Raw genomic sequence first — 21,196 nt, forward strand, 5'->3', positions numbered from 1 at the left:
CCACCCGACCCACCCGACCGACACTGCCCCGGCGAAGGACCCCGCGCTGCTGGCCCGGCTGGGCCTGAAGGTCGCGCACCCGCGGGCCGCGCACCCGCTGCTGGAGAAGCTGGGCGCCACCCCGGCCACCCCGCGCGCCGTGCTGACCACACCGCAGGTGCGGGCCGCCGTCGCCGCCTCGATCGACCAGGAGGAGGCATGGGACGGTGACCTGGACGACGGCCTGGGCGGCCCGGACCCGGACGAGCTCGCCGACACCGTTCTCGGCCTCGTCCGGGACGCCGGCCTCGGCCCCGGCGACGAACCGTGGCTCGGTGCGCTCGCCCTGCCCGACGAGGACGGCGAACTCACCCCCGCCGCCGAACTGCTCCTCCCCGGCAGCGCCCTGGCGGACGTCGTCCGCGAGGGCGAACTGCCGCTGTGCGACGGGGAACTGGTCGAGCGCTGGGGACCCGAACCGCTGGCCGCCGTCGGCGTACTGGCCGCGTTCACCCTCGTCCGCGCCCAGGACGTGGTACTCGATCCGGACGAACTCGAGCCCAGGGAAGGCGACTTCCCCGAACCCGATGACGCCGGTCTGCTGGATGCCGTCGACGTCTGGTGCGAGGACGTCCTGGACGGACTGCCGGAGACACCCGTACCGCCCGTCGCCACCGAACTGCTCGCCGTCCGCGACCTGGAGCTCGTCGACGACGACCGCTGGCCGCAGGCGCTCGCCCAACTCTCCCGACCGCCGCTGCGGGACGCCCTGACCACCCCGGTCCGGGTCCTGCTGCCCGACGGCACCGCCGAGTCCGTCCGCTCCTACACGGCCTGGTGGCTGCGCGGCCACCCGGTGCTCGACGGCCGCAGGCCGGCAGGGCTGCGCGCCGCCGGCGCGGACCCGCTGCTCGCCGGCCTCTACGAGGAGGTCGACGCCAGCGGCTTCGACGACCCGCAGGTGCTGCGCGCGCTCGGCGTCCGCACCTCGGCCGCCGCGCTGCTGGACGAGCCCGGCGGATCAGCGGAACTGCTCGCTCTGCTCGCCGACCCCCGCCGCCCGGTCCGGCCCGCCCAACTCCACGGCCTCTACAGCCTGTTGGCCGAGCTTGATCCGGAGGAGGTCACCCTTCCCGACGAGCTGCGGGCGGTCGTCGACGACGAGGTGCGGATCGTGGACGCGACCGAGGCACTGGTCGCCGACGCGCCCGACCTGCTGCCGCTGGCCGCCGGGCGTCCGCTGCTGCCGGTCCGGCCGGCGCTCGCCGAGCGGCTGGCGACCGTACTGGACGTACCGCTGCTCAGCGCCGAACTCCCGGCCCCCGCGCCGGACGGCGGCCAGCCCCGCAGCGTGCCGCCGCAGGTGCGCGAACTGCTCGGCGCCGACGTGCCGGTGGAGTACACCGAGCACGACGAGTTGGTCGTCGACGGCGTGGAGCTCGATTGGCGGCTCACCGCCGACGGCCGACTGCACGTCGCCACGCTGGAGGGGCTGGCCGCCGGGTTGTGCTGGGCCGCGGGGGACTGGCGGCGCCGCTTCGAGGTCGCCGCGCTGTTGGAGGACCCGGACCGCGCCCCGGAGCTCACCACAGCCCGCTGGTTCGACTGACGACCCACCGGCGGGCCGGGGCCGACACTCTCGCGCACCGGCCCGTCGCACTCCGTGACCGCAGGCGGGCTTCACTCGTCTCAGTGATCGGACGCGGTCACCCGCGGGCCCGGCAGCGACTAGGCTCACCCCGTGGCTGAGATCCAGATTCCCGCTGACATCAAGCCCGCCGACGGACGCTTCGGTTCGGGTCCCTCCAAGGTGCGGACCGAGGCGCTCAGCGCCCTGGCCGCCACCGGTACCTCCCTGCTCGGCACCTCGCACCGCCAGGCTCCCGTCAAGGACCTGGTCGGACGGGTGCGCAAGGGCGTGAGCGAGCTGTTCTCGCTCCCCGAGGGCTACGAGGTCATCCTCGGCAACGGCGGCTCCACCGCGTTCTGGGACATCGCGACGCACGGGCTGATCGAGCGCCGCTCGCAGCACCTGTCGTTCGGCGAGTTCTCCTCCAAGTTCGCCAAGGCCGCCAAGCTCGCGCCCTGGCTCGAGGAGCCCTCGGTGATCTCCGCCGACCCGGGCACCCACCCGCAGGCGCGCGCCGAGGCCGGCGTCGACGTCTACGGCCTGACCCACAACGAGACCTCGACCGGTGTCGCCATGCCGATCGAGCGCCCTGCCGGTGCCGACGAGGGCGCGCTTGTCCTGGTGGACGCCACGTCCGGCGCGGGCGGCCTGCCCGTCGACGTCAGCGAGACGGACGTCTACTACTTCGCGCCGCAGAAGTCGTTCGCCGCCGACGGCGGCCTGTGGCTCGGCGTGTTCTCCCCGGCCGCCATCGAGCGCGCCGAGCGGATCGCCGCGAGCGACCGGCACATCCCCGCGTTCTTCGACCTGTCGGTGGCCATCGACAACTCCCGGAAGAACCAGACCTACAACACCCCGGCGCTGGCGACCCTCTTCCTGCTCGCCGACCAGCTGGAGTGGATCAACGGCCAGGGCGGCCTGGAGTGGGCCGTCGGCCGCACCGCCGCCTCGGCCGACAACCTCTACGGCTGGGCCGAGCAGTCCAAGTACGCGAACCCGTTCGTCGCCAACCCGGCCGAGCGCTCCCAGGTCGTCGGCACGATCGACTTCGCCGACGAGGTGGACGCGGCGGCGGTGGCGAAGGTGCTGCGGGCCAACGGGATCGTGGACACCGAGCCGTACCGCAAGCTGGGCCGCAACCAGCTGCGTGTGGCCATGTTCCCGGCGATCGACCCGGCGGACGTGCAGGCGCTCACCGCCTGCGTCGACCACGTCATCGAGCGTCTGTGACCGCAGAGGCGTGAGAGAGGGGGGCGTCGGTCGGCCGACGCCCCCTCTTGTCCGTCTCATTCCCCGATCAGCCGCAGCTCGTAGTGCTCGGCGCGGTCGCCGGTCAGCACCGCGCCGACGGGCAGCAGCACGCCGTGCATCAGCGGGTGCCGCCTGGCGAGGCAGCGCGCGGCGTGCCGGGCGGCGGAGCCCTCCAGGCGGCGGGCCCGTGCCTTCATCGGCGCGCCGGTGGGGGTGCCGTCCATGCTCGCGGTGGCGATCTCCACCTCGGGGTAGCGGTGCAGTCGTTCGCACTTGTGGGTGCGGCGGGAGGCACGGAAGAAGGCCCGGTCGCCCTCGACGGCGATCCCGGCGGCCTCGCCGACGGGCCGGCCGTCGCGCTCGTAGGTGGTCAGGCGGACGCGCCGCTCCCCAGCGAACATGTCAAACCCGGAGGACGGTGTGGTCATGCGCCCCGCGTACCCGGTACGCGGGGCGCAAAACGACCGTCACCCGATCAGCGGGAGAGTGACTGGAAGCGCCGCACCGCCAGGGGCAGGAACACCGCCGTGATGATCAGCGGCCACACGACGGCCATCAGCACGGCGTGCTGCTCGATCCAGCTTCCGCCCAGCTCCGGCGACTGCTGGCCGAACAGTTCCCGGACCGCGTTCGCCGTCGAGGACACCGGGTTCCACATCGCGATCGAGCCCAGCCAGTCCGGCATCATCGACGGCGGCGTGAACACGCTGGAGATCATGCCGAACGGGAACGCCACCGCGAAGAGGTTCCCGGCCGCCTCCTGGTTGCGCACCACCAGGCCGAGTAGCACCCCGACCCAGATCAGCGCGAACCGCAGCAGGAGCAGCAGCGCGAAGGCGGCCAGCGTGGGGACGATCCCGCTGTCCGACCGCCAGCCGATGGCCAGCGCGATGGCGGCCAGGACGGCGAGGTCGATCGAGGCGTGTGCGAGGTCGGAGACACCGCGTCCGGTGACCACCGCGCTGGAGGCCATCGGCATGGACCGGAACCGGTCGGTGACCCCGCGGTCCTTGTCGATGACCACCGCCATGGCCGTGTTCATGAAGCCGAAGGCCATGGTCATGGCGAACATGCCGGGCATCGCGAACGTCTTGTAGTCCACGCCGTCGCCGACGGCCATGCCGCTGCCGAAGACGAACACGAACAGCAGCACGGACACGATGGGGAAGCCGAGCTGCCAGGCGACGATCACGGGCTGCTTGACCAGGTGCGTCAGGTCGCGCCGGACGATGGTCCAGCAGTCGGCGAACGCCCAGTACAGCCGGCTCTCCGGCCCGTCCGGCAGCGTCAGCGCGGCCGTCGGGACCGCGGACTTCCCGCCGCTCTCGGGCCCGCTCTTGGTGGGAACGGTGGCGGTCATGCGGCCTCACCCTCTCGCGGGACGTCCGGGGCCGCCCCCTCGTCACGGTGGTCGGCGGTGTCCCGGCGGCCGCCGGTCAGCCGTAGGAACACCTCGTCCAGCGTGGGGCGTCGCAGCCCGATGTCCACGACGTCGGCGCCCTCGTCCTGGAGCGTGCGGGCGACCTCGGTGAGCGCGCCCACCCGGTCGCTGACCGGCGCCGACACCCGCAACGTCTCGTTGTCGCTCCGCGGTTCGGCGTCGCTGACGCGGGCGACGGCCTTCGCGGCCAGCGGCAGCTCCCCGGCGTCCGCCACGACCACCTCGATCTGGTCGCCGCCGATGCGGTCCTTGAGTCGTTCCGGGGTGTCGTCGGCGATCTTGCGGCCGTGCTCGATCACGGCTATGCGGTCGGCGAGCTGGTCGGCCTCGTCCAGGTACTGCGTGGTGAGCAGGACCGTCGTGCCTCCGGCGACCAACTCCCGTACGGACGCCCACACCTCGTTGCGACTGCGCGGGTCGAGCCCGGTGGTCGGCTCGTCGAGGAAGAGCACCCGGGGGGCGAGGATCATCGAGGCGGCGAGGTCGACCCGGCGCCGCATCCCGCCGCTGTACCCGGAGACCTGCTTGTCGGCCGCCTCGACGAGGTCGAACTGCTCCAGCAGCTCGTCGGCCCGGCGGGCGGCGGCGGAGGGGGAGAGGTGGAAGAGGCGGCCGAACATGCGGAGGTTCTGCCGCCCGGTGAGGATCTCGTCCACGGCGGCGTACTGGCCGGTGAAGCCGATCTGCCGCCGCACCAGGCGCGCCTCGGTCCGCACGTCGTGCCCGCCGACGAGGGCCCGCCCGCCGTCCGCGCGCAGCAGGGTGGCCAGGATGCGCACGGCAGTGGTCTTGCCCGCGCCGTTGGGGCCCAGGAGCCCGTGGACCGAGCCGGTGGGCACGGCCAGGTGGAAGTCGTCGAGTGCCTGTTTGCTGTTCTTCCGGCCTCCGTATCGCTTGCTGAGTCCTTCGGCGAGGACCGCGTGGTCTGACGCTTTCACGGCGTTTCCCCCTCTGGAGAGAAAACTGGGTACGCTGTACTCAGATTAAACAGCGTACAGCATACGCAGAGGTGGTCGGCAAGCGATTTAGGATGGGCGGCATCATGACGACCGACTACGCCGGCAGCGGCGACCTGACCCGCAGCCTCGAACTGCTGTGGAAGACCAAGGAGCCGCCGACCAGGGGCCCAAGGCCCGGTCTGGACCTCGAACAGGTCGTCGCGGCGGCCGTCCGGATCGCCGACCTGGAAGGCCTGGCCGCCCTGTCCATGCGCAGGGTCGCGGCGGAACTCGGCGTCGGAACGATGTCCCTCTACCGCTACGTCCCCGGCAAGGGGGAGCTACTCGACCTCATGGTCGACCACGTCCTCGGCCCCAGCGAGGAGTTGGAACCCCACCGCGGCAAGGACTGGCGGACCTTGTTGACCTACGTGGCCCGCGGGTCCTGGGAGCTGTACACCGGCCACCCGTGGCTGCTCCAGATCAACCAGTCCAGGCCGCTCCTCGGCCCCAACGCCATCGGGGGCTTCGACTTCGCCCTCAGCGCGCTCGACGGCCTCGGGCTCAGCGGGCGGCAGAAGGTCTCCGTCCTGGTCGCCCTCGACGGCTACGTGCTCGGCGTCGCCCGCACCTACCTGCTGCAACGCCAGGTGATCGAGCAGTCCGGCGTCAGCGACGAGGAGTTCTGGAAGGCCCAGGAGCCCTTCCTGGTGCGGGCCATGGAAAGCGGCGACTACCCGCAGGTCGCGGCGCTGGACGAGGACAGCTTCAACGCCAGCGAGGAGTACACCTTCGACCTCGGCCTCCGGGTGCTACTGGACGGGGTGGCCGCCCTGATCGCCCGCGGTCCGGCGGACTGAAGCCGGCGCACCGCCGTCAGCGGCGCCGCAGCCTGCGCAGTCCCAGCCAGCCGACCACCACGGCCGCGATCGTCAGCGCGCCGAGCACGGCGGAGCCGGAGGGCCGTTCGGCGTCCTCCCCCGCGGCGCCGCCGGCGCCCTCTCGCGCGCCCGAACCGCCGTCCCGCCGCGCCCGTTCCTCGGCCTTCAGCACGTTCTCCGGGCGCTGGTCGCCCACAAGCTCCACCGGACGCACCTCGCTGTTCGCGCCCTCGCTGCCGTACAGCAGTCGACGGCCGTCGGGGGTGAACGTCACCGACTCGCCCTGGCGTTGGATCGGCACCTGGAGCCGGCCGAGCCGCTTCGGCGACCCGTCGTTCCAGTCGTACATGATGCCGCCGAAGTAGCCGCGCACCGCGAGCCGTGTGCCGTCGGGGGAGAACGCCGCGTCCGTCGCCCACAGGTCGATCTCCGCGACGCGCTCGAAGACGTTCACCCCCTGCGTCGTCAACTCCTCCGGTCCGGCGTACAGTCCGTCGCCGTCCTCGTTCTTGCCGACGATGTAGACCCGGCCGGTCACCGGGTGCACGGCCAGCGACTCGGCGTCCCTCGGCCCGTCCGCGTACCGCACGGTGAAGCGCGTCGGCTGCAGCGTCTGGTCCCGCAACCGCTCCGGCTCGGGGAACCGGTAGATCCACACCTCCGGCCAGCGGCCGCCGAAGTTGTCCCCGATGTCGCCGACGTAGACGTTGCCGTCCGGGCCGACGGAGACCGCCTCCAGGTCGCGCCCCTCGATGCCGGTCAGCGTGATCGCGGCGAGCGTGCGCCCGGTGCTGCCGTCCACCGCGTACACCACCGGCGCGTAACCGCTGTCGTTGTGCGTCCAGTACACGCCCTCGTGCGCCCGGCTCGCCGCCAGTCCGCTGGACTCCACGATGCGCGGATCGGACAGCGTGAACGGCTCCTTCGGCCCGTTGTCCGCCGTGGACCCGCTGTCGGCAGCCGCCGCCGGACCACTCCACAGCAGCAGCGCCACCATTGCCGCGCCGACACCCCGCACACCCGCCCGCATCCGCATGGCACAAGCCTGCCATGCGCCCCGAACAGCCGGGTGACCGGCATCACGTCGCCCCCGGTCGCCACCGTCCGGCAGGATGACGGGCGTGCGAATTCTGTGTGTCGGCGACTCGATGACCATAGGCGGCGCGGGCGACCACACCTGGCGCTACCGCCTCTGGCGGCATCTGCGTGCCGGCGGCGGAGCAGCGGGTGCCGTCACCATGGTCGGCCCCCGCCACGCCCTCCACGAGGGCTCCACCGACTACGGCGACCCCGCCTTCCCACACGAAGCCCGCGCACACCTCGCCGGATGGGGTGAAGGCTGGCTGCACCACTCCACCGTCATCGGTGACGCCGTCCGCGACCACCGCCCCGACACACTGCTGATCTCGCTGGGCCTCATCGACCTCGGCTTCTACACCAACGCCGAGCAGACGATCGGCAACGTGCGCCGTTTCTTCACCGAGGCCCGCGCGGCGGCGCCCGCCCTGCGCGCCGTGCTGCTGCCCGTCATCCCCAACGTCCGGGCCGCGCTCGACGAGCCGTTCGCCGCCCAATGCGCCCGTTTCAACGAGCTGTTGGCGGCCACCGTCGACGAACTCGACACCCCGGCCTCCCCGCTTGTGCTCGCCCCGCAGCCCGCCGACTGGTCCCTCGACCGCGACACCCACGACGGCACCCACCCGTCCGCAGCAGGCGAACACCGACTCGCCGCCGCCTTCGCCGACACCCTCCACGCCGCGTGGAGCATCGGCGCCCCCTACCCGCTCGCCGAGCACACCGCGACCCCACAACCCGCCTGACCAGCGCCCCGGCCACGGCCACGACCCGCCGACGCCCGACACACCGGCCGTGACCCTACTTCCCGACTATCGTTGAAGCAGGCGACCGCCCGCACCGGAACAGGCGGTGGGGAGGAGGCGCCGTTATGGCCGTCGTGGAGAACGACAGGATCGACATGGCTGACGAGCGCACCGCGAACGGCACCCACGACGTACGCGATGAGCGTGACCTGGACATGATGTTCGACTGGGTCGACAAGATGCCCGTCCCCGAGGGATTCAAGGTCGAGATCGTCGAGGGACACATCTTCATGTCGCCGCAGCGTGAGATCCACTGGGAGATCATCCGCCGTATCGTCCGCGCACTGGAGGACCGGTACGGCATGGGGGTCAGGGTGCTGTCGGACGTCCGGATCGACTTTCCCGGCAAGCTGAACGGCTTCGCCCCGGACGTGGCCAAGCTCCGCCCCGGCGCGGAGCGGGACAAGAAGGGCCGCTGGTCCTACAAGGACCTGGAGTTCGTCGCCGAGGTGATCTCCAGGGACACCGCCCTCAACGACTACGGGCCCAAGCTCGCCGCCTACGCCACCGCCGGCGTACCCGTCTACCTGGTCGCCGACCCGTACACCGGCCGCTGCATCGTGTACACGGACCCGAAGCAGAACGGCGAGTACGACACCCGCCTGCCCGTCGACTTCGGCGAGCCGGTCGACCTCAAGAAGACGCCCGTCGACCTCGTCCTGCAGACCGACGAGTTCCCCCGCGACTGACAGCCGACCGGGCGTGAGCCCGCGCCCTCGCGCGCCCCCTTGCCTTGAGCGCGCTCCAACACGTTGGCTTGACCTCCATGAGGTACACACGTCTTGGACGCACCGGACTCAAGGTCAGCCGACTGGTCCTCGGCACGATGAACTTCGGCCCGCAGACCGACGAGCCGGAGAGTCACGCCATCATGGACGCCGCGCTCGACGCCGGCGTCAACTTCTTCGACACCGCCAACGTCTACGGCTGGGGCGAGAACAAGGGCCGCACCGAGACCATCATCGGCAACTGGTTCGCCCAGGGCGGCGACCGGCGCGACAAGGTGGTCATCGCCACCAAGGTGTACGGCAACATGGCCCTCGACGGCACCAACTGGCCCAACAACGACCTGCTTTCGGCGTTGAACATCCGCCGAGCCGTGGACGCCAGCCTCCGCCGCCTCCAGACCGACCACATCGACCTCTACCAGTTCCACCACGTCGACCGGAAGACGCCGTGGGAGGAGATCTGGCAGGCGATGGACGTCCTGGTCCAGCAGGGCAAGGTCCTCTACGTCGGCTCCTCCAACCACGCCGGCTGGAACCTCGCGCAGGCCAACGAGGCCGCCGCCCGGCGCGGCAGCCTCGGCCTGGTCAGCGAGCAGTGCCTTTACAACCTCGCCGAGCGGCGCGCCGAGATGGAGGTCATCCCGGCGGCGCAGGCCTACGGCCTCGGCGTCATCCCCTGGTCGCCGCTGCAGGGCGGGCTGCTCGGCGGCGTGCTGCGCAAGGAGCGCGAGGGCGGCGCCCAGCGCGGCGCCGCGGGCCGCTCCGCCGAGGCGCTGCGGAACTCCGCGCTCCGCGAGCAGGTCCAGGCGTACGAGGACCTGGTCGCCAAGCACGGCGAGGAACCGGGCGAGGTGGCGCTCGCCTGGCTGCTGACCAGGCCCGGCGTCACCGGCCCGATCGTCGGTCCGCGCACCCGCGGACAGCTGGACTCCGCGCTGCGAGCCGTCGAGCTGGAACTGGGCGAGGAGCTGCTGACCGGCCTGGACGAGGTCTTCCCCGGCCCGGGCCCGTCCCCCGAGGCGTTTGCCTGGTGAGACGACCGCCGGTGGCGGTGGTGGGCACGGCCGGCGCGCCGGGCTACCGGCCGAAGGCCGCCGCCACCGCCACGACGGCGAACATCACCAGGAGTGCCCCGGTCACAATGCGCGTTCGGATCTTGGTGTTCACGTCTTCTACGGTAACCGGCCGGCTGCCTCAACCGGTCAGCGGCCAGCTCTCCAGCAGTTCGTGACGCGGCCGCTCACCGGGCACGCCGGAGCGCGGCAGCGTGCTGCGGATCAGCTGGAGCTCGGTCGCGGCCCAGGTCGCGCCGCCGAAGTCGGCCAGCCGCTCGACAAGCGGCGCAAGGTGTACGTCGCCGCGCGCCCGGGCGAGCGTGAGGTGCGGGTGGTAGCGGTGGCCGTCGTCGGCGGGCGCGCCGGCCCGCCGCCCTGCGGCCTTCGCCGCGTCCGCGAGGCGACGCAGCCGCTCGGGCGCCGGACGGTCCCCGGTCACCCCGGCCCACAGCACCCGGTCGCCGAAGCGCCCGGCGCCCCGCACCCGCAGTTCCAGCGGCGGGTGGCGGTGGGCGGCGCGGCCGAGCCGCGTACACAGCTCCGCCACCCGCTCCTCCGGTACCTCGCCGTAGAAGGCCAGCGTCACGTGCCAGTCGTCCGGATCGGTCCAGCGCAGCCGCTCCGGCCCGCCGGAGGCGGCGGCGCTCACCTGGCGCCGCAGCTCCTCGCGGGCCCCGAGCGGCGGAGTGACGGCCGCGAACAGTCGCATGCCCCCAGGCTAGGCCGGATGACAGCCCCCGGGCCCGGACAGCCGCTACGCCCGACCCGCCGGTGCGAGCGCGGGACGCCCGGTGTCGTCCGCCTGGGCACCGTCGCCGCGCGCCGCGGTCGGGTGCGCCGCGCCCGGCGCCGTCCCGGCGACCGGCAGCTCGCGGGCGACGAAGCTCAGCATCGGTCGTCCCTCGCGGCGGGCCGCCCGCACGTCGAGGCGGGGCCGCAGCCCCGCCGCCCGGGCCAGCGCCAGCCCGACGAGCAGCGCGGACGCCAACGACAGCACACCGCCGCTCAGGAAGCCGATCCGGGCGCCGTACGTGTCGGTGACCCAGCCCATGATCGGGCCGCCGATCGGCGTTCCGCCGACGAAGACCATCATGTAGAGGCTCATCACCCGGCCGCGCATGGCCGGGTCGGAGGCGAGCTGGACGCCGGAGTTGGCCGTGACGTTGAAGGTCAGGCCCATCACGCCGATCGGCAGCATCAGCGCCGCGAACAGCCAGTACGTCGGGGCCAGCGCGGCGGTCATCTGGAGGACGCCGAAGAGCGCGGCCGCGCCGACCATCAGCCGCATCCGCGAGGTGTTGCGCCTGGCGGCCAGCAGCGCGCCTGCCACCGAACCGGCGGCCATCAGGACGTTCAGCAGGCTGTAGCCGCCGGCGCCGCGGTCGAAGACGTGGTCGGTGAAGGCGGTGAGCCAGATCGGGAAGTTGAAGCCGAAGGTGCCGATGGCGCCGACCAGGATGATCGGCCACAACAGCTCGGGCCGTCCGCGCACGTAGCGCAGGCCCTCGCGGAGCTGGCCCTTGGCGCGCGGCGCCCGCTCGGTGGTGTGCAGTTCGGCGGTGCGCATCAGCAGCAGCCCGCCGATGGGAGCGAGGAAGGACAGGCCGTTCAGCAGGAACGCCCATCCGCTGCCGACGCTGGTGATCAGCACACCGGCGACCGCCGGTCCGATCAGCCGCGCCGACTGGAAGTTGGCGGAGTTGAGCGAGACGGCGTTGCGGAGCTGGCCCGGGCCGACCATCTCGGAGACGAACGTCTGCCGGGTCGGGTTGTCGACCACGGTGATCATGCCGAGGGCGAAGGCCGTGGCATAGACGTGCCAGACCTGGACGTGGCCGCTGAGGGTGAGTACGGCGAGCACCAGCCCGGTCATGCCCATCGCGGACTGGGTGAGGAGCAGTAGCCGCCGCTTGGCGCAGCGGTCGGCGAGGACGCCCCCGTACAGGCCGAAGAGGAGCATCGGCAGGAACTGGAGTGCCACCGTGAGGCCCACGGCCGTGGCGGAACCGGTGAGGGTGAAGACCAGCCAGTCCTGGGCGATGCGCTGCATCCAGGTACCGGTGTTGGAGACCATCTGGCCCATCGCGAACAGCCGGTAGTTGCGGATGCGCAGCGAGCTGAACATCGAGTTGTGGCGTGTGGTGCGGTTGTCGGAGTGGTTCGGTGCGGGTGCGGATTCTGCTCCGGGTCCCGAACTCAAAGGCTCTTCGCCTCCTTCTTTCTGTTATGTCTGGGCGAGCTTCTCCAGTACCGGAGCCGCCGCGCGCAGCTTCGCCCACTCGTCGTCGTCGAGCTGTCCTGCCAGCTCGGTGAGCCAGCGGTTCCGCTTGGCGCGGCTGGCGGCGAGCATCGACTCGGCCTGTTCGGTGCGGGTGACGATCTTCTGGCGCCGGTCGTCCGGGTGCGGCTCCAGTCTGACGAGGTCCTTGGCCTCCAGCATCGCGATGATCCTGGTCATGGACGGCGGCTGCACGTGCTCCTTGCGGGCCAGTTCACCCGGGCTGGCCGAGCCGCACAGCGACAGCAGTCCGAGTACGGACATCTCCGCCGGACTCAGCGACTCGTCCACCCGTTGGTGTTTGAGCCTCCGGCCGAGAAGCATGATGGACGAGCGGAGGGTGTTCACGGCGGCGGCGTCCTCGCCGTGCGACAGGTCCGGCATGCTTCTTAGAGTAACTCATTAGCTCGTCTAACGACCAGTCGATCGTGTGTGTTCCCCGTCGCTCCTGCCCGCACGCGTCGCTTCACCCGTCCGGGTGAGCTTCCGGCCGAACCGGAACCGGGCGGGCCGTCCGCCCCGGACCGTGGTGGGCATGACGTCAACGGTGCTCAGCGTCCGCATACCCGACCAGCTGCTCGCGCGGCTGCGCGAGCACGCCGCGCGGCGCGGCGTCAGCGTGCAGGACTACGTGCTCACCCTGCTCGTCCGGGAGGACTTCGACGAACGCTTCCGCGCGGCGGTGGAGGAGACCGACCGCTTCTACCGCGCGGATCCCGAACCCGGAGAGTCCCAGCGGGGAGTCACACCGCACACGACGTGACCGCGCCCCCGGCCGGGAGCGCGGTCACGCGCGGAGCCGTCGCGTCTGCTGCTACTTCAGGCCCAGGGCCTGCTCGATCGGGCTCAGCAGGAAGTACACCAGGAAGCACACGCCCACGGCGTTGAGCAGCCAGGGGATCTGCCGCGCCCGGCCGGTGGCCAGCCGCAGCAGGATGAACGACAGCACGCCGATGCCGATGCCGTTGGTGATGCTGTACGTGAACGGCATGGAGATCATCGTCAGGAAGGCCGGAACGGCGACCGTGATGTCCGACCAGTCGATCTGTCCGACGTTGGACGCCATGATCAGCAGGCCGACCACCACCAGCGCCGGTGTCGCCGCCTGCGAGGGCACCACGGTCGCCAGCGGGGTGAAGACCAGCGCCAGCAGGAACAGGCCGCCGGTCATCATGTTGGCGAGCCCCGTACGCGCGCCCTCGCCGACGCCGGCCGTCGACTCGACGAAGCAGGTGTTCGCCGAGCAGGAGCCGGCGCCGCCGAGCGCCACCGCCGCGCCGTCCGTCATCAGCACCCGGCCCATGCCCGGCAGCTGACCCTTCTCGTCCGTCAGCTTCGCCTCCTCGCCGACGCCGATGATCGTGCCCATCGCGTCGAAGAAGCTGGACAGCAGGACGGTGAAGACGAACAGGCAGCCGGTCAGCACGCCGACCTCGCGGAACCCGCCGAACAGGCTCACCTGTCCGATCAGCCCGAAGTCCGGCATGCTGACGATCTTGTCGGGGATGGTCGGCACGGCCAGTCCCCACTTCTCGTCGGGGATGGTGGCGATGCTGTTGAGCGTGATCGCGAGGCCCGTCATCACGGCGATGCCGATCAGGATCGCGCCCTTGGCCTTGCGGACCACCAACACGAACATGAGCGCCAGGCCGAGGACGAAGACCAGAACCGGCCAGCCCTGGAGCTGGCCGCCGGTGCCGAGGCCGAGCGGCACGGTGGTGTGCGCGGCGTCCGGGTTGCGGCTGACAAAGCCCGCGTCGACCAGCCCGATCAGCGAGATGAACAGGCCGATGCCGATCGCGATGGCCCGCCGCAGCCCGCCGGGGATCGCGTCCAGCACGCGTTGCCGCAGCCCGGAGGCGACAAGCACCATCAGCACCAGGCCGGCGAGCACCACCATGCCCATCGCGTCCGGCCAGCTCATCTGCGGCGCGAGCTGCAGTGAGACGACGGCGTTGATGCCGAGCCCCGCCGCGAGTGCGATCGGCACGTTGCCGATGACGCCCATCAGCAGCGTCGTCAGACCGGCCATCAGCGCGGTCGCGGTGACGAGCTGCGCGTTGTCGAGCTGGTGGCCGTACTTGTCCGTGCCCGAGCCGAGGATGATCGGGTTGAGCACGATGATGTACGCCATGGCGAAGAACGTCGCCAGGCCGCCGCGCAGCTCGCGGCCGACGGACGAGCCGCGCTCCGAGACCTTGAAGAAGCGGTCCACGGCGCTCGGGCGGCGGCCGGTGGAGGGTCCCGACCCGGTGGACGGGCTCGGGCCGGCGGGGCCGGCGGTGGTGGCCGAAGCGGGCATGGGGATACCTCGGTGCAAGCTCTTGGGGTGGTGCCCCGACCCGGCGGTTGGGAGGATGCCACGACGGATCCCGGCCGGAGGGCGAATCGTTTCAGTATGAACATACGTACGCCCGGAAAGCCATCTCCGCGCGTAGACCCCGGCTGCGCCCGTTCCCGCCTCCGTTGCCGAAGCTGCCCCGGCCGGCCCCTCCTCACCGCTCGATACGCTGTTCCCGACCCCCGTTCCGGCGAGAGAGACTGGCCGACACCATGCGCTTGAGCAACTGGACCGACGGTAAGCGCGAGGCGCCCGAACCGCTGGAGGGCAACGTCGTCGCCACCGTCATCGGCGGCACGATCGTCTGGTTCGCGCTCTTCCTCCTCCAGCTGCCCTTCTACGGCTGGTACCAGGAACGCGGCCACGACTGGTGGATCTGGACCTGCCTGGCCGGCGGCGGCCTCGGCCTCATCGGGATCTGGTACGTCCGCGCCCGCGACGCCGCGATCCGGCGCCCCGCCGAACAGTCACCCGTCGAACAGTCGCCCGCCGGGGAGGCGCCTGCCGGGGAGGCGCCGAACCCCGCAGGCCCGGCGGACGCCCCCGGCCCGGCGGACGCCGGCAAGCGCCCCGCCGCCGATCCGCTTACCGTCGATGACATGACGCAGCGGGTCGACGACGACGCGGGCGAGGAACGCCCCGGGCCGGGCGAGGGACGTGCTCACTGAGGAGCCCGCGGCCCGCCCCGCCACCGGACTCACCTCCGCCCAGGTCGCCGAACGCGTCGCCCGGGGCCAGGTCAACGACGTCCCGGTACGCTCCTCCCGCTCCACCGTCGACATCATCCGGGCCAACGTCCTCACCCGGTTCAACGCCATCATCGGCGTGCTCTTCGCGATCATCCTCGTCGTCGGGCCGATCCAGGACGGCCTCTTCGGCTTTGTGATCATCGCCAACACCGGCATCGGCATCGTCCAGGAACTGCGCGCCAAGCGGACGCTCGACAACCTCGCCGTCATCGGCGAGGCCCGCCCCAGCGTCCGCCGCGACGGCCGCAGCGTGCAGGTGCCCACCGACCAGATCGTCCTCGACGACGTCGTCGAACTCGGCCCCGGCGACAAGGTCGTCGTGGACGGCACCATCGTCGAGGCCGACAACCTGGAGATCGACGAATCACTCCTCACCGGCGAAGCCGACCCGGTGGTCAAACAGGTCGGCGACCCCGTCATGTCCGGCAGCTTCGTCGTGGCCGGCGGCGGCAGCTTCGCCGCCACGAAGGTCGGCCGCGAGGCCTACGCCGCCCAGCTCGCCGAGGAGGCGTCCCGCTTCACGCTTGTCCACTCCGAGCTGCGCAGCGGCATCGACACCATCCTGCGCTACACCATCTACATGATGATCCCGGCCGCCACCGGCCTCATCATCAGCCAGCTCTTCGTGGAGAGCAGCGACTTCGAGGAGGCCATCCGCCGGATGGTCGCCGGCATCGTGCCGATGGTCCCCGAAGGCCTGGTACTGCTCACCTCCGTCGCCTTCGCGATCGGCGTCATCCGACTCGGCCGAAAACAGTGCCTCGTCCAGGAGCTTCCCGCCATCGAGGGACTGGCGCGCGTCGACGTCGTGTGCCTCGACAAGACCGGCACCCTCACCGAGGGCGGCATGGACGTCAGCGAGATCCGCCCCCTCGGAGGCGCCGACGAACCCTACGCCCGCGAGATCCTCGCCGCCCTCGGCGACTCCGACCCGCGCCCCAACGCCAGCCTCCAGGCCATCATCGAGGAGTGCCCGGCCGACGAGAGCAGCCGCTGGCTCACCGGCGACGCCCTGCCCTTCTCCTCCGCCCGCAAGTACAGCGGCGCCCGCCTCACCGGCCCCGACAACCGCACCGAAAGCTGGCTGCTCGGCGCCCCCGACGTCCTCCTACCGCCCGACGCCCCCGAACTCACCGAGACCGACGACCTCAACGCCCAGGGACTGCGCGTCCTCCTCCTCGCCCGCGCCACCCGCGACCTGCACGACCCCGCCGTCACCGACGACACCGAGCCCGTCGCCCTGGTCATCCTCGAACAGCGGCTACGCCCCGACGCCGCCGACACCCTGCGCTACTTCGCCGACCAGAACGTCGCCGCCAAGGTCCTCTCCGGCGACAACGCCGTCTCCGTCGGCGCCGTCGCCGGCAAACTCGACCTGCCCGGCGCCGACACCCCCGTCGACGCCCGCCGACTGCCCGACGACAAGAACGAGATGGGCAAGGCCATCGAGCGCGGCGCCGTCTTCGGCCGCGTCACCCCGCAGCAGAAACGCGACATGGTCGGCGCCCTCCAGGCCCGCGGCCACGACGTCGCCATGACCGGCGACGGCGTCAACGACGTCCTCGCCCTCAAGGACGCCGACATCGGCGTCGCCATGGGCAGCGGCTCCGAGGCCACCAAGTCCGTCGCCCAGATCGTCCTCCTCAACAACAGCTTCGCCACCCTCCCCTCCGTCGTCGCCGAAGGCCGCCGCGTCATCGGCAACATCGAACGCGTCGCCACGCTCTTCCTCACCAAAACGGTCTACTCCGTCCTCATCGCCATCCTGGTGATCATCTGGCAGGTCCCCTACCCCTTCCTGCCGCGCCACCTCACCCTCCTCTCCGCCTTCACCATCGGCATCCCGGCCTTCTTCCTCGCCCTCGCCCCCAACAAGGAACGAGCAAAACCGCGGTTCGTCAGCCGCGTCATCCGCTACGCGATGCCGGCGGGACTCATCGCCGGCGCCGCCACCTTCGTCTGCTACCTGCTCGCCCGCGCCCACTACACCGGACCAGACGACCTCGACGCCGAGACCAGCGCCGCCACCCTGACCCTCTTCCTCATCGCCATGTGGGTCCTGGTCATCGTCGCCCGCCCCTACACCTGGTGGCGCGTCGCCCTCGTCGCGACGATGGCCGCCGGCTTCCTCGTCGTCATGATCACCCCCGTTCTCCAGGAGTTCTTCCGCCTCCGCCTCGTCGGCCTGACGATGCCCCTCACCGCCGCCGCCATCGCCGCCTGCGCCGCCGTCCTCCTCGAACTCGCCTGGCACGTCGTCTCCCGCCGCTTCCCCGCTTGACCCCGGGGGCCGAGCCCTGTGGGTCACCCGCCAAACGCCAGTTCCCTCCGGATTTCAGGCCCGATTTCCGCAAAGAACAGCGTCAGCAGGCCTGAAACCCGGTACCTTCGGGAGCTCAGCCGAGAGGAGGGGACACCCGTGCTGCTGCGCTTTCGCGTCGAGAACCACGCGTCGTTACTCCAGGAGCAGGAACTGAGCCTGGTAGCCGCCGACCGCGACGACGACAACTCGCTGACCTTCGCCGTCCCGGGCAGCGGCCTCCGCGCCCTACCGGTGACCGCCCTCTTCGGCGCCAACGCCTCGGGCAAGTCAAACGTCGTCCGCGCCCTCAGCTACCTGCGCCAAGCCGTGCTCGACTCCCACCGGCGCTGGCAGCCCGGCGGCGGCGTACAACGACTGCCGTTCCTCCTGGCGGAAGACGGCCGGGAACGACCGTCCACCTTCGCCGTCGACATCGTCGTCGACGAGGTACGCCACGAGTACGGCTTCAGCGTCGACGACCACCGGGTCCTGGCCGAATGGCTGTACAGCTACCCGCACCGCAAACGCCGCAAGCTCTTCGTCCGCGACGGCGACGACTTCGACTACGGGGACACCTTCAGGGGCGAACGCAAGCTCATCGAACACGTCGTCCGCCCCAACAGCCTCTACCTCTCGGCGGGCGCCAGCAACAACCACCCCGTCCTCGGCCGTCTCTACCAGTGGTTCCACCGCAGACTGCGCATCGCCACGGACGCCAACTACACACAGCGCTTCGGCGAGACCATGAGCCTGTGGTCCGGCTCGGAGCGCGACCAGATCGACTCCCTGCTGCGCTACGCGGATACCGGTGCGGAGACCTTCGAGGTCTCCGAAGAGGCGACCAGCGAGGAGGAGATGAACAGAGTCCTCCAACTCCTCCGACTGATCAACCCCGAGAACTACGACGAGGCCGACGTCGTCCAGTCCCTCAAATCACGGCGCTCGGTGCGCCTCGCCCATCGCGCGACCGGCGGCGCGCTCGTCACGCTCGACCCGGAACTCGAATCCAGCGGCACCCGGACCTGGACCGGCCTGCTCGGCCCGGTCGTCAGCGCGCTGAACGATGGCTCGGTGCTGGTCGTCGACGAACTCGACGCCAGACTCCACCCGTTGCTCGCCGCCCGCCTCGTCCGACTCTTCCAGGAGCGTCAGAGCAACCCCAGGGGCGCCCAACTGATCTTCAACACCCACGACACGACGCTGCTCGCACCGACCTCCGAAGCGCGACTGCGCCGCGACCAGGTCTGGCTGACGGAGAAGAGCCAGACCGACGACGGCACGGTCACCCAGGGAGCCACCGAGCTCGTCGCCCTCCTCGAGTACCGCCCCCGCGACAGGGGCGAGAACCTGGAGAAGCGCTACCTCGCCGGCCGCTACGGCGCCCTGCCCCACTTCGACGAAGAACTGGTCGAAAGCCTCAGCACCGGCCGGGAGACAGCACGTTGACGCCACGCCACGCCGAGCGCCCGCTTCGACGCTCCCGCCGCAACACCCGCGAACAGAAGCGCCGTTACCTCGTCTACGTCGAAGGCAGCAACACCGAACGGATCTACCTCCAAGGTGTCCGACGACAGTTACGCGGCCAGCCGATCACCATCGAGATCGGCAACACCTACGGCGAGCCCGTCGGACTCGTCCGGGCCGCGGCGAAACACAAGCGGCGCATGGACACCGACCCCGCGGCGCGCTTCGACGAGGTCTGGTGCGTACTCGACGTCGAGGCGCCGCAGCCCGCGCCCGGACTCGACCAGGCCCTCACCGAGGCCCGGCGCGAGGGCATCCGGTGCGCGCTGTCCAACCCCTGCTTCGAGCTGTGGCTGATCCTCCACTTCCGTGACCACCACTCCGATCTCACCTCCAGCCAGGCGCAGCGTGAACTGGCCGGCCTCCTCCCCGGCTACGACCCCGCGAAGGGCAAGGCCTTCAACTACGAATCCGTCCGAGACGCCGTCTTCGAAGCATCCGCCCGCGCCCAACGACTCGCAGTCCGCCACGACTGCCAGCCCGACCGCTGCCGCCACAACCCCTGCACCACGGTCGCGCACCTGCTGACCGCTCTCGGCGCCGTTCCGCCTCCCGGCGCGGTACCGCCCCAACGCCGCCCACCGAGCCGCAACCACCACCCCCGCTGACGACTGCCGCTCGCCTCGCCGCGCGGGCGTCCTCGGATGCGGACCACCGCTGGCGGAGCCCGGGGCCCTTCGGATTCGGTCATGCGCGATCATGGGACTGGTAAGGACCAAAGTTGTGCCAACGGCGTCGGCACACCGTCGCACTCGCGACCTCACCTGTCCTTCTCCGTCAGGAGCTGCTGACGTGACCGAACAGACTGATTCCCGCCGTGCCGCTGCCGTCACCGACCGGGCTGCCTGGCCTCGTCGCCGAGCGTTTGAGCGAAGTGCACGGCAGGGACGAGGTGCCGTTCGAGGAGGCGATCGCCAGGGCTCGGGCGATTCTTGTCGAGCACATCGACAGACACGGTGCCTTCACCGTCACCTGCCTGGGCGGGTGCTCGTCTGCCGTCGTTGACGGTTGCCGTGGCCGTGTGGTCGCTAGGCGGCCACCGTCGTGCGGGTGTGGGCCTCGCGCCAGGCGGTGGTCACGGCGTGGTGTGCGGTGGTCGTGGCGATGGCGGGGTCGGGGGTGAGGTGGAGGGGGGCGCCTATGTGGACGTGGAGGCGAGGGCGGCGGAGTGGGGCGGTGGCGAGGCCGGCGAGTTGCTTGGCGGTGCTGCCGGAGGTGAGGTGGCGGGCGCCGGACTGGCCGAGTGGGACCACCGGCGCGCCGGTGTCGCGGGCGAGGCGGGCGATGCCGCCTCGGAACGGTCGGGGCGGCTCCTCCGCCGCGCGGCGGTGGGACGGGAGTCCGCCCTCGCCGTAGATCAGTACGACGCGGCCCTCGGCGAGGGCCGCCGCCGCGCCGTCGAGGGTCCGGGCGGCGCGAGCATCGCGGCGGTGCACGGGGACGTAGCCCTCCCGCGTGAGGAGGCGTCCCAGCAGCGGTACGCGCCACAGGCCGGCGGTTGCCAGCGCGACGGGCTCCACGCCGAGGCGGTAGAGCGCCGCCAGCACGATCGCGGGGTCGCTCAGCGAGGTGTGGTTGGCAGCGACGATACTGCCCGGCGCGAGCGCCGCGCCGGGGTCGCGGCTGATCGTCAGGCGACCGAATACGGGCACGAGTGCGCTCGCGGCACGACCGAGCATGGTGCTCTTCCTCCTGCGGAGTGGCGGCGGGCCCGCCGGGGGAGGCGGGCGAACGATCACCATCCTGGTCGGAGGCTGCGAGGCGGGGATGAGTACGCGTACTCAAATCGAGCCGGTGTCGAGCCCAGGGGTGGGCTCGTCACGGTGCGGCCACGTGGGTGTCGGTCGACCGGCTTCGTCGACGAGATCGTCTACGCCGAGTGCTCGGGCGAGTCGGGACAGCTCGGCTCGCTGGGCGGTGGTCAGCTCGATGCGGAACCAGGCGATGACATGGCAGAGGTCGTCCGTCGCCGTGTCCGGCTCACCGTTCTTGGCGAGGTCGACGGTTGAGGAGAGGGCGTTGCGGGCTGCCGCGCCCGCATCGCCGGCGCGGGCCAGCTCGTGTGCGAGGGACTGTATGGCGTGGACGTGGTCGTCTGTCATGCGGTGCTGCCCTTCGGGGAGGGTGGTCGGTGACACGCGGGAGCGCCGGGCTCGGCGGGGCCGGGAACTCGGCGGGTGGAATTGTTCCTTCGGCCCGGCGGCCGTCCGTAGGGTGGG

20 protein-coding genes and 1 pseudogene are annotated in these 21,196 nt (G+C 71.4%); 11 read left to right on the forward strand and 10 right to left on the reverse strand.

Annotated features, from left to right (window positions below):
• Nucleotides 1–1,588, forward strand: a pseudogene (locus FNX44_RS27935) (sacsin N-terminal ATP-binding-like domain-containing protein); the annotation flags it as partial.
• A 132-nt stretch (nucleotides 1,589–1,720) separates the two neighbouring features.
• A complete protein-coding gene (gene serC / locus FNX44_RS08840) occupies nucleotides 1,721–2,839 on the forward strand; it encodes a phosphoserine transaminase (protein ID WP_143647444.1) in 1,119 nt (372 codons plus the stop codon).
• Nucleotides 2,840–2,895: 56 nt separating this feature from the next.
• On the opposite strand, the gene FNX44_RS08845 is transcribed toward serC, so the two are convergent.
• The 3 genes from FNX44_RS08845 to FNX44_RS08855 are packed head-to-tail and all read right to left on the reverse strand — an operon-like array spanning nucleotide 2,896 to nucleotide 5,239.
• Nucleotides 2,896–3,288 carry a PPOX class F420-dependent oxidoreductase gene (locus tag FNX44_RS08845; RefSeq protein WP_143647445.1) on the reverse strand — a complete coding sequence of 131 codons (393 nt, stop codon included), beginning with the start codon at nucleotides 3,286–3,288 and terminating at the stop codon, nucleotides 2,896–2,898.
• A 47-nt stretch (nucleotides 3,289–3,335) separates the two neighbouring features.
• Nucleotides 3,336–4,220, reverse strand: a complete 885-nt coding sequence (locus FNX44_RS08850; RefSeq protein ID WP_143647446.1) for an ABC transporter permease — start codon at nucleotides 4,218–4,220, stop codon at nucleotides 3,336–3,338.
• A complete protein-coding gene (locus FNX44_RS08855) occupies nucleotides 4,217–5,239 on the reverse strand; it encodes an ATP-binding cassette domain-containing protein (RefSeq protein WP_143647447.1) in 1,023 nt (340 codons plus the stop codon). Before FNX44_RS08855 ends, FNX44_RS08850 begins: the two co-directional genes overlap by 4 nt.
• A gap of 104 nt (nucleotides 5,240–5,343) precedes the next feature.
• Here FNX44_RS08855 and FNX44_RS08860 point away from each other — a divergent pair, with 104 nt between their 5' ends.
• Nucleotides 5,344–6,099, forward strand: coding sequence for a TetR/AcrR family transcriptional regulator (locus FNX44_RS08860; protein WP_228449763.1), 756 nt, complete (start codon nucleotides 5,344–5,346; stop codon nucleotides 6,097–6,099).
• 16 nt (nucleotides 6,100–6,115) lie between these two features.
• Here FNX44_RS08860 and FNX44_RS08865 read toward each other — a convergent pair whose 3' ends face one another.
• Nucleotides 6,116–7,150 carry an esterase-like activity of phytase family protein gene (locus FNX44_RS08865; protein ID WP_143647463.1) on the reverse strand — a complete coding sequence of 345 codons (1,035 nt, stop codon included), beginning with the start codon at nucleotides 7,148–7,150 and terminating at the stop codon, nucleotides 6,116–6,118.
• A gap of 91 nt (nucleotides 7,151–7,241) precedes the next feature.
• On the opposite strand from FNX44_RS08865, the gene FNX44_RS08870 reads away from it, so the two are divergent.
• The 3 genes from FNX44_RS08870 (at nucleotide 7,242) to FNX44_RS08880 (ending at nucleotide 9,762) form a co-directional block, all read left to right on the forward strand.
• Nucleotides 7,242–7,940 carry a GDSL-type esterase/lipase family protein gene (locus FNX44_RS08870; protein ID WP_143647448.1) on the forward strand — a complete coding sequence of 233 codons (699 nt, stop codon included), beginning with the start codon at nucleotides 7,242–7,244 and terminating at the stop codon, nucleotides 7,938–7,940.
• Between the two features lie 125 nt (nucleotides 7,941–8,065).
• A complete protein-coding gene (locus tag FNX44_RS08875) occupies nucleotides 8,066–8,689 on the forward strand; it encodes a Uma2 family endonuclease (protein ID WP_143647449.1) in 624 nt (207 codons plus the stop codon).
• Nucleotides 8,690–8,766: 77 nt separating this feature from the next.
• Complete coding sequence (locus FNX44_RS08880; protein ID WP_143647450.1) at nucleotides 8,767–9,762, forward strand: aldo/keto reductase; 996 nt, start codon at nucleotides 8,767–8,769, stop codon at nucleotides 9,760–9,762.
• 160 nt (nucleotides 9,763–9,922) lie between these two features.
• Here the strand turns inward: FNX44_RS08880 and thpR are convergent, their stop codons facing one another.
• Genes thpR through FNX44_RS08895 form a run of 3 tightly spaced genes read right to left on the reverse strand, consistent with a single transcriptional unit; the run spans nucleotide 9,923 to nucleotide 12,445 of the window.
• On the reverse strand, nucleotides 9,923–10,492 hold the full coding sequence (gene thpR, locus FNX44_RS08885; RefSeq protein ID WP_143647451.1) for an RNA 2',3'-cyclic phosphodiesterase: 570 nt from the start codon (nucleotides 10,490–10,492) through the stop codon (nucleotides 9,923–9,925).
• A 45-nt stretch (nucleotides 10,493–10,537) separates the two neighbouring features.
• On the reverse strand, nucleotides 10,538–11,983 hold the full coding sequence (locus FNX44_RS08890; RefSeq protein WP_143647452.1) for an MFS transporter: 1,446 nt from the start codon (nucleotides 11,981–11,983) through the stop codon (nucleotides 10,538–10,540).
• A 24-nt stretch (nucleotides 11,984–12,007) separates the two neighbouring features.
• Entirely contained in the window at nucleotides 12,008–12,445 is a 438-nt protein-coding gene (locus tag FNX44_RS08895; RefSeq protein WP_143647453.1) for a MarR family winged helix-turn-helix transcriptional regulator, read from the reverse strand.
• A gap of 151 nt (nucleotides 12,446–12,596) precedes the next feature.
• Here FNX44_RS08895 and FNX44_RS08900 point away from each other — a divergent pair, with 151 nt between their 5' ends.
• Nucleotides 12,597–12,824 (forward strand): ribbon-helix-helix protein, CopG family, encoded by a 228-nt coding sequence (locus FNX44_RS08900; protein ID WP_143647454.1) that lies wholly within the window; start codon nucleotides 12,597–12,599, stop codon nucleotides 12,822–12,824.
• A 51-nt stretch (nucleotides 12,825–12,875) separates the two neighbouring features.
• Here FNX44_RS08900 and FNX44_RS08905 read toward each other — a convergent pair whose 3' ends face one another.
• Entirely contained in the window at nucleotides 12,876–14,363 is a 1,488-nt protein-coding gene (locus tag FNX44_RS08905; RefSeq protein WP_143647455.1) for an NCS2 family permease, read from the reverse strand.
• A 257-nt stretch (nucleotides 14,364–14,620) separates the two neighbouring features.
• Between FNX44_RS08905 and FNX44_RS29985 the strand changes: the two genes are divergently transcribed.
• The 4 genes from FNX44_RS29985 (at nucleotide 14,621) to FNX44_RS08925 (ending at nucleotide 19,585) form a co-directional block, all read left to right on the forward strand.
• Nucleotides 14,621–15,070, forward strand: a complete 450-nt coding sequence (locus FNX44_RS29985; RefSeq protein WP_143647456.1) for a DUF2530 domain-containing protein — start codon at nucleotides 14,621–14,623, stop codon at nucleotides 15,068–15,070.
• A complete protein-coding gene (locus FNX44_RS08915) occupies nucleotides 15,060–17,432 on the forward strand; it encodes an HAD-IC family P-type ATPase (protein WP_143647457.1) in 2,373 nt (790 codons plus the stop codon). Before FNX44_RS29985 ends, FNX44_RS08915 begins: the two co-directional genes overlap by 11 nt.
• 138 nt (nucleotides 17,433–17,570) lie before the next feature.
• Nucleotides 17,571–18,899 (forward strand): AAA family ATPase, encoded by a 1,329-nt coding sequence (locus FNX44_RS08920; protein ID WP_153507045.1) that lies wholly within the window; start codon nucleotides 17,571–17,573, stop codon nucleotides 18,897–18,899.
• The gene (locus FNX44_RS08925) at nucleotides 18,896–19,585 is read left to right on the forward strand and encodes an RloB family protein (RefSeq protein WP_143647459.1); all 690 of its coding nucleotides are present in this window, start codon (nucleotides 18,896–18,898) and stop codon (nucleotides 19,583–19,585) included. Before FNX44_RS08920 ends, FNX44_RS08925 begins: the two co-directional genes overlap by 4 nt.
• A gap of 420 nt (nucleotides 19,586–20,005) precedes the next feature.
• Here FNX44_RS08925 and FNX44_RS08930 read toward each other — a convergent pair whose 3' ends face one another.
• Nucleotides 20,006–20,656: a lysophospholipid acyltransferase family protein gene (locus FNX44_RS08930; protein ID WP_143647460.1), complete on the reverse strand. Its 651-nt coding sequence runs from the start codon at nucleotides 20,654–20,656 to the stop codon at nucleotides 20,006–20,008.
• A gap of 102 nt (nucleotides 20,657–20,758) precedes the next feature.
• Entirely contained in the window at nucleotides 20,759–21,079 is a 321-nt protein-coding gene (locus FNX44_RS08935) for a hypothetical protein (RefSeq protein WP_143647461.1), read from the reverse strand.
• Nucleotides 21,080–21,196: the final 117 nt, after the last annotated feature.

The organism is Streptomyces alkaliterrae (genome assembly GCF_007097205.2).
In the GTDB taxonomy this organism is placed as follows: Bacteria; Actinomycetota; Actinomycetes; order Streptomycetales; family Streptomycetaceae; genus Streptomyces; species Streptomyces alkaliterrae.

Bases quoted from the DNA above. Each gene is read 5' to 3' on its own strand.
- FNX44_RS08845 (WP_143647445.1), bottom strand. From the start codon at position 3,288: ATGACCACACCGTCCTCCGGGTTTGACATGTTCGCTGGGGAGCGGCGC.
- FNX44_RS08850 (WP_143647446.1), bottom strand. From the start codon at position 4,220: ATGACCGCCACCGTTCCCACCAAGAGCGGGCCCGAGAGCGGCGGGAAG.
- FNX44_RS08860 (WP_228449763.1), top strand. From the start codon at position 5,344: ATGACGACCGACTACGCCGGCAGCGGCGACCTGACCCGCAGCCTCGAA.
- FNX44_RS08865 (WP_143647463.1), bottom strand. From the start codon at position 7,150: ATGCGGGCGGGTGTGCGGGGTGTCGGCGCGGCAATGGTGGCGCTGCTG.
- FNX44_RS08875 (WP_143647449.1), top strand. From the start codon at position 8,066: ATGGCCGTCGTGGAGAACGACAGGATCGACATGGCTGACGAGCGCACC.
- FNX44_RS08880 (WP_143647450.1), top strand. From the start codon at position 8,767: ATGAGGTACACACGTCTTGGACGCACCGGACTCAAGGTCAGCCGACTG.
- thpR (WP_143647451.1), bottom strand. From the start codon at position 10,492: ATGCGACTGTTCGCGGCCGTCACTCCGCCGCTCGGGGCCCGCGAGGAG.
- FNX44_RS08895 (WP_143647453.1), bottom strand. From the start codon at position 12,445: ATGCCGGACCTGTCGCACGGCGAGGACGCCGCCGCCGTGAACACCCTC.
- FNX44_RS08900 (WP_143647454.1), top strand. From the start codon at position 12,597: ATGACGTCAACGGTGCTCAGCGTCCGCATACCCGACCAGCTGCTCGCG.
- FNX44_RS08905 (WP_143647455.1), bottom strand. From the start codon at position 14,363: ATGCCCGCTTCGGCCACCACCGCCGGCCCCGCCGGCCCGAGCCCGTCC.
- FNX44_RS08930 (WP_143647460.1), bottom strand. From the start codon at position 20,656: ATGCTCGGTCGTGCCGCGAGCGCACTCGTGCCCGTATTCGGTCGCCTG.
- FNX44_RS08935 (WP_143647461.1), bottom strand. From the start codon at position 21,079: ATGACAGACGACCACGTCCACGCCATACAGTCCCTCGCACACGAGCTG.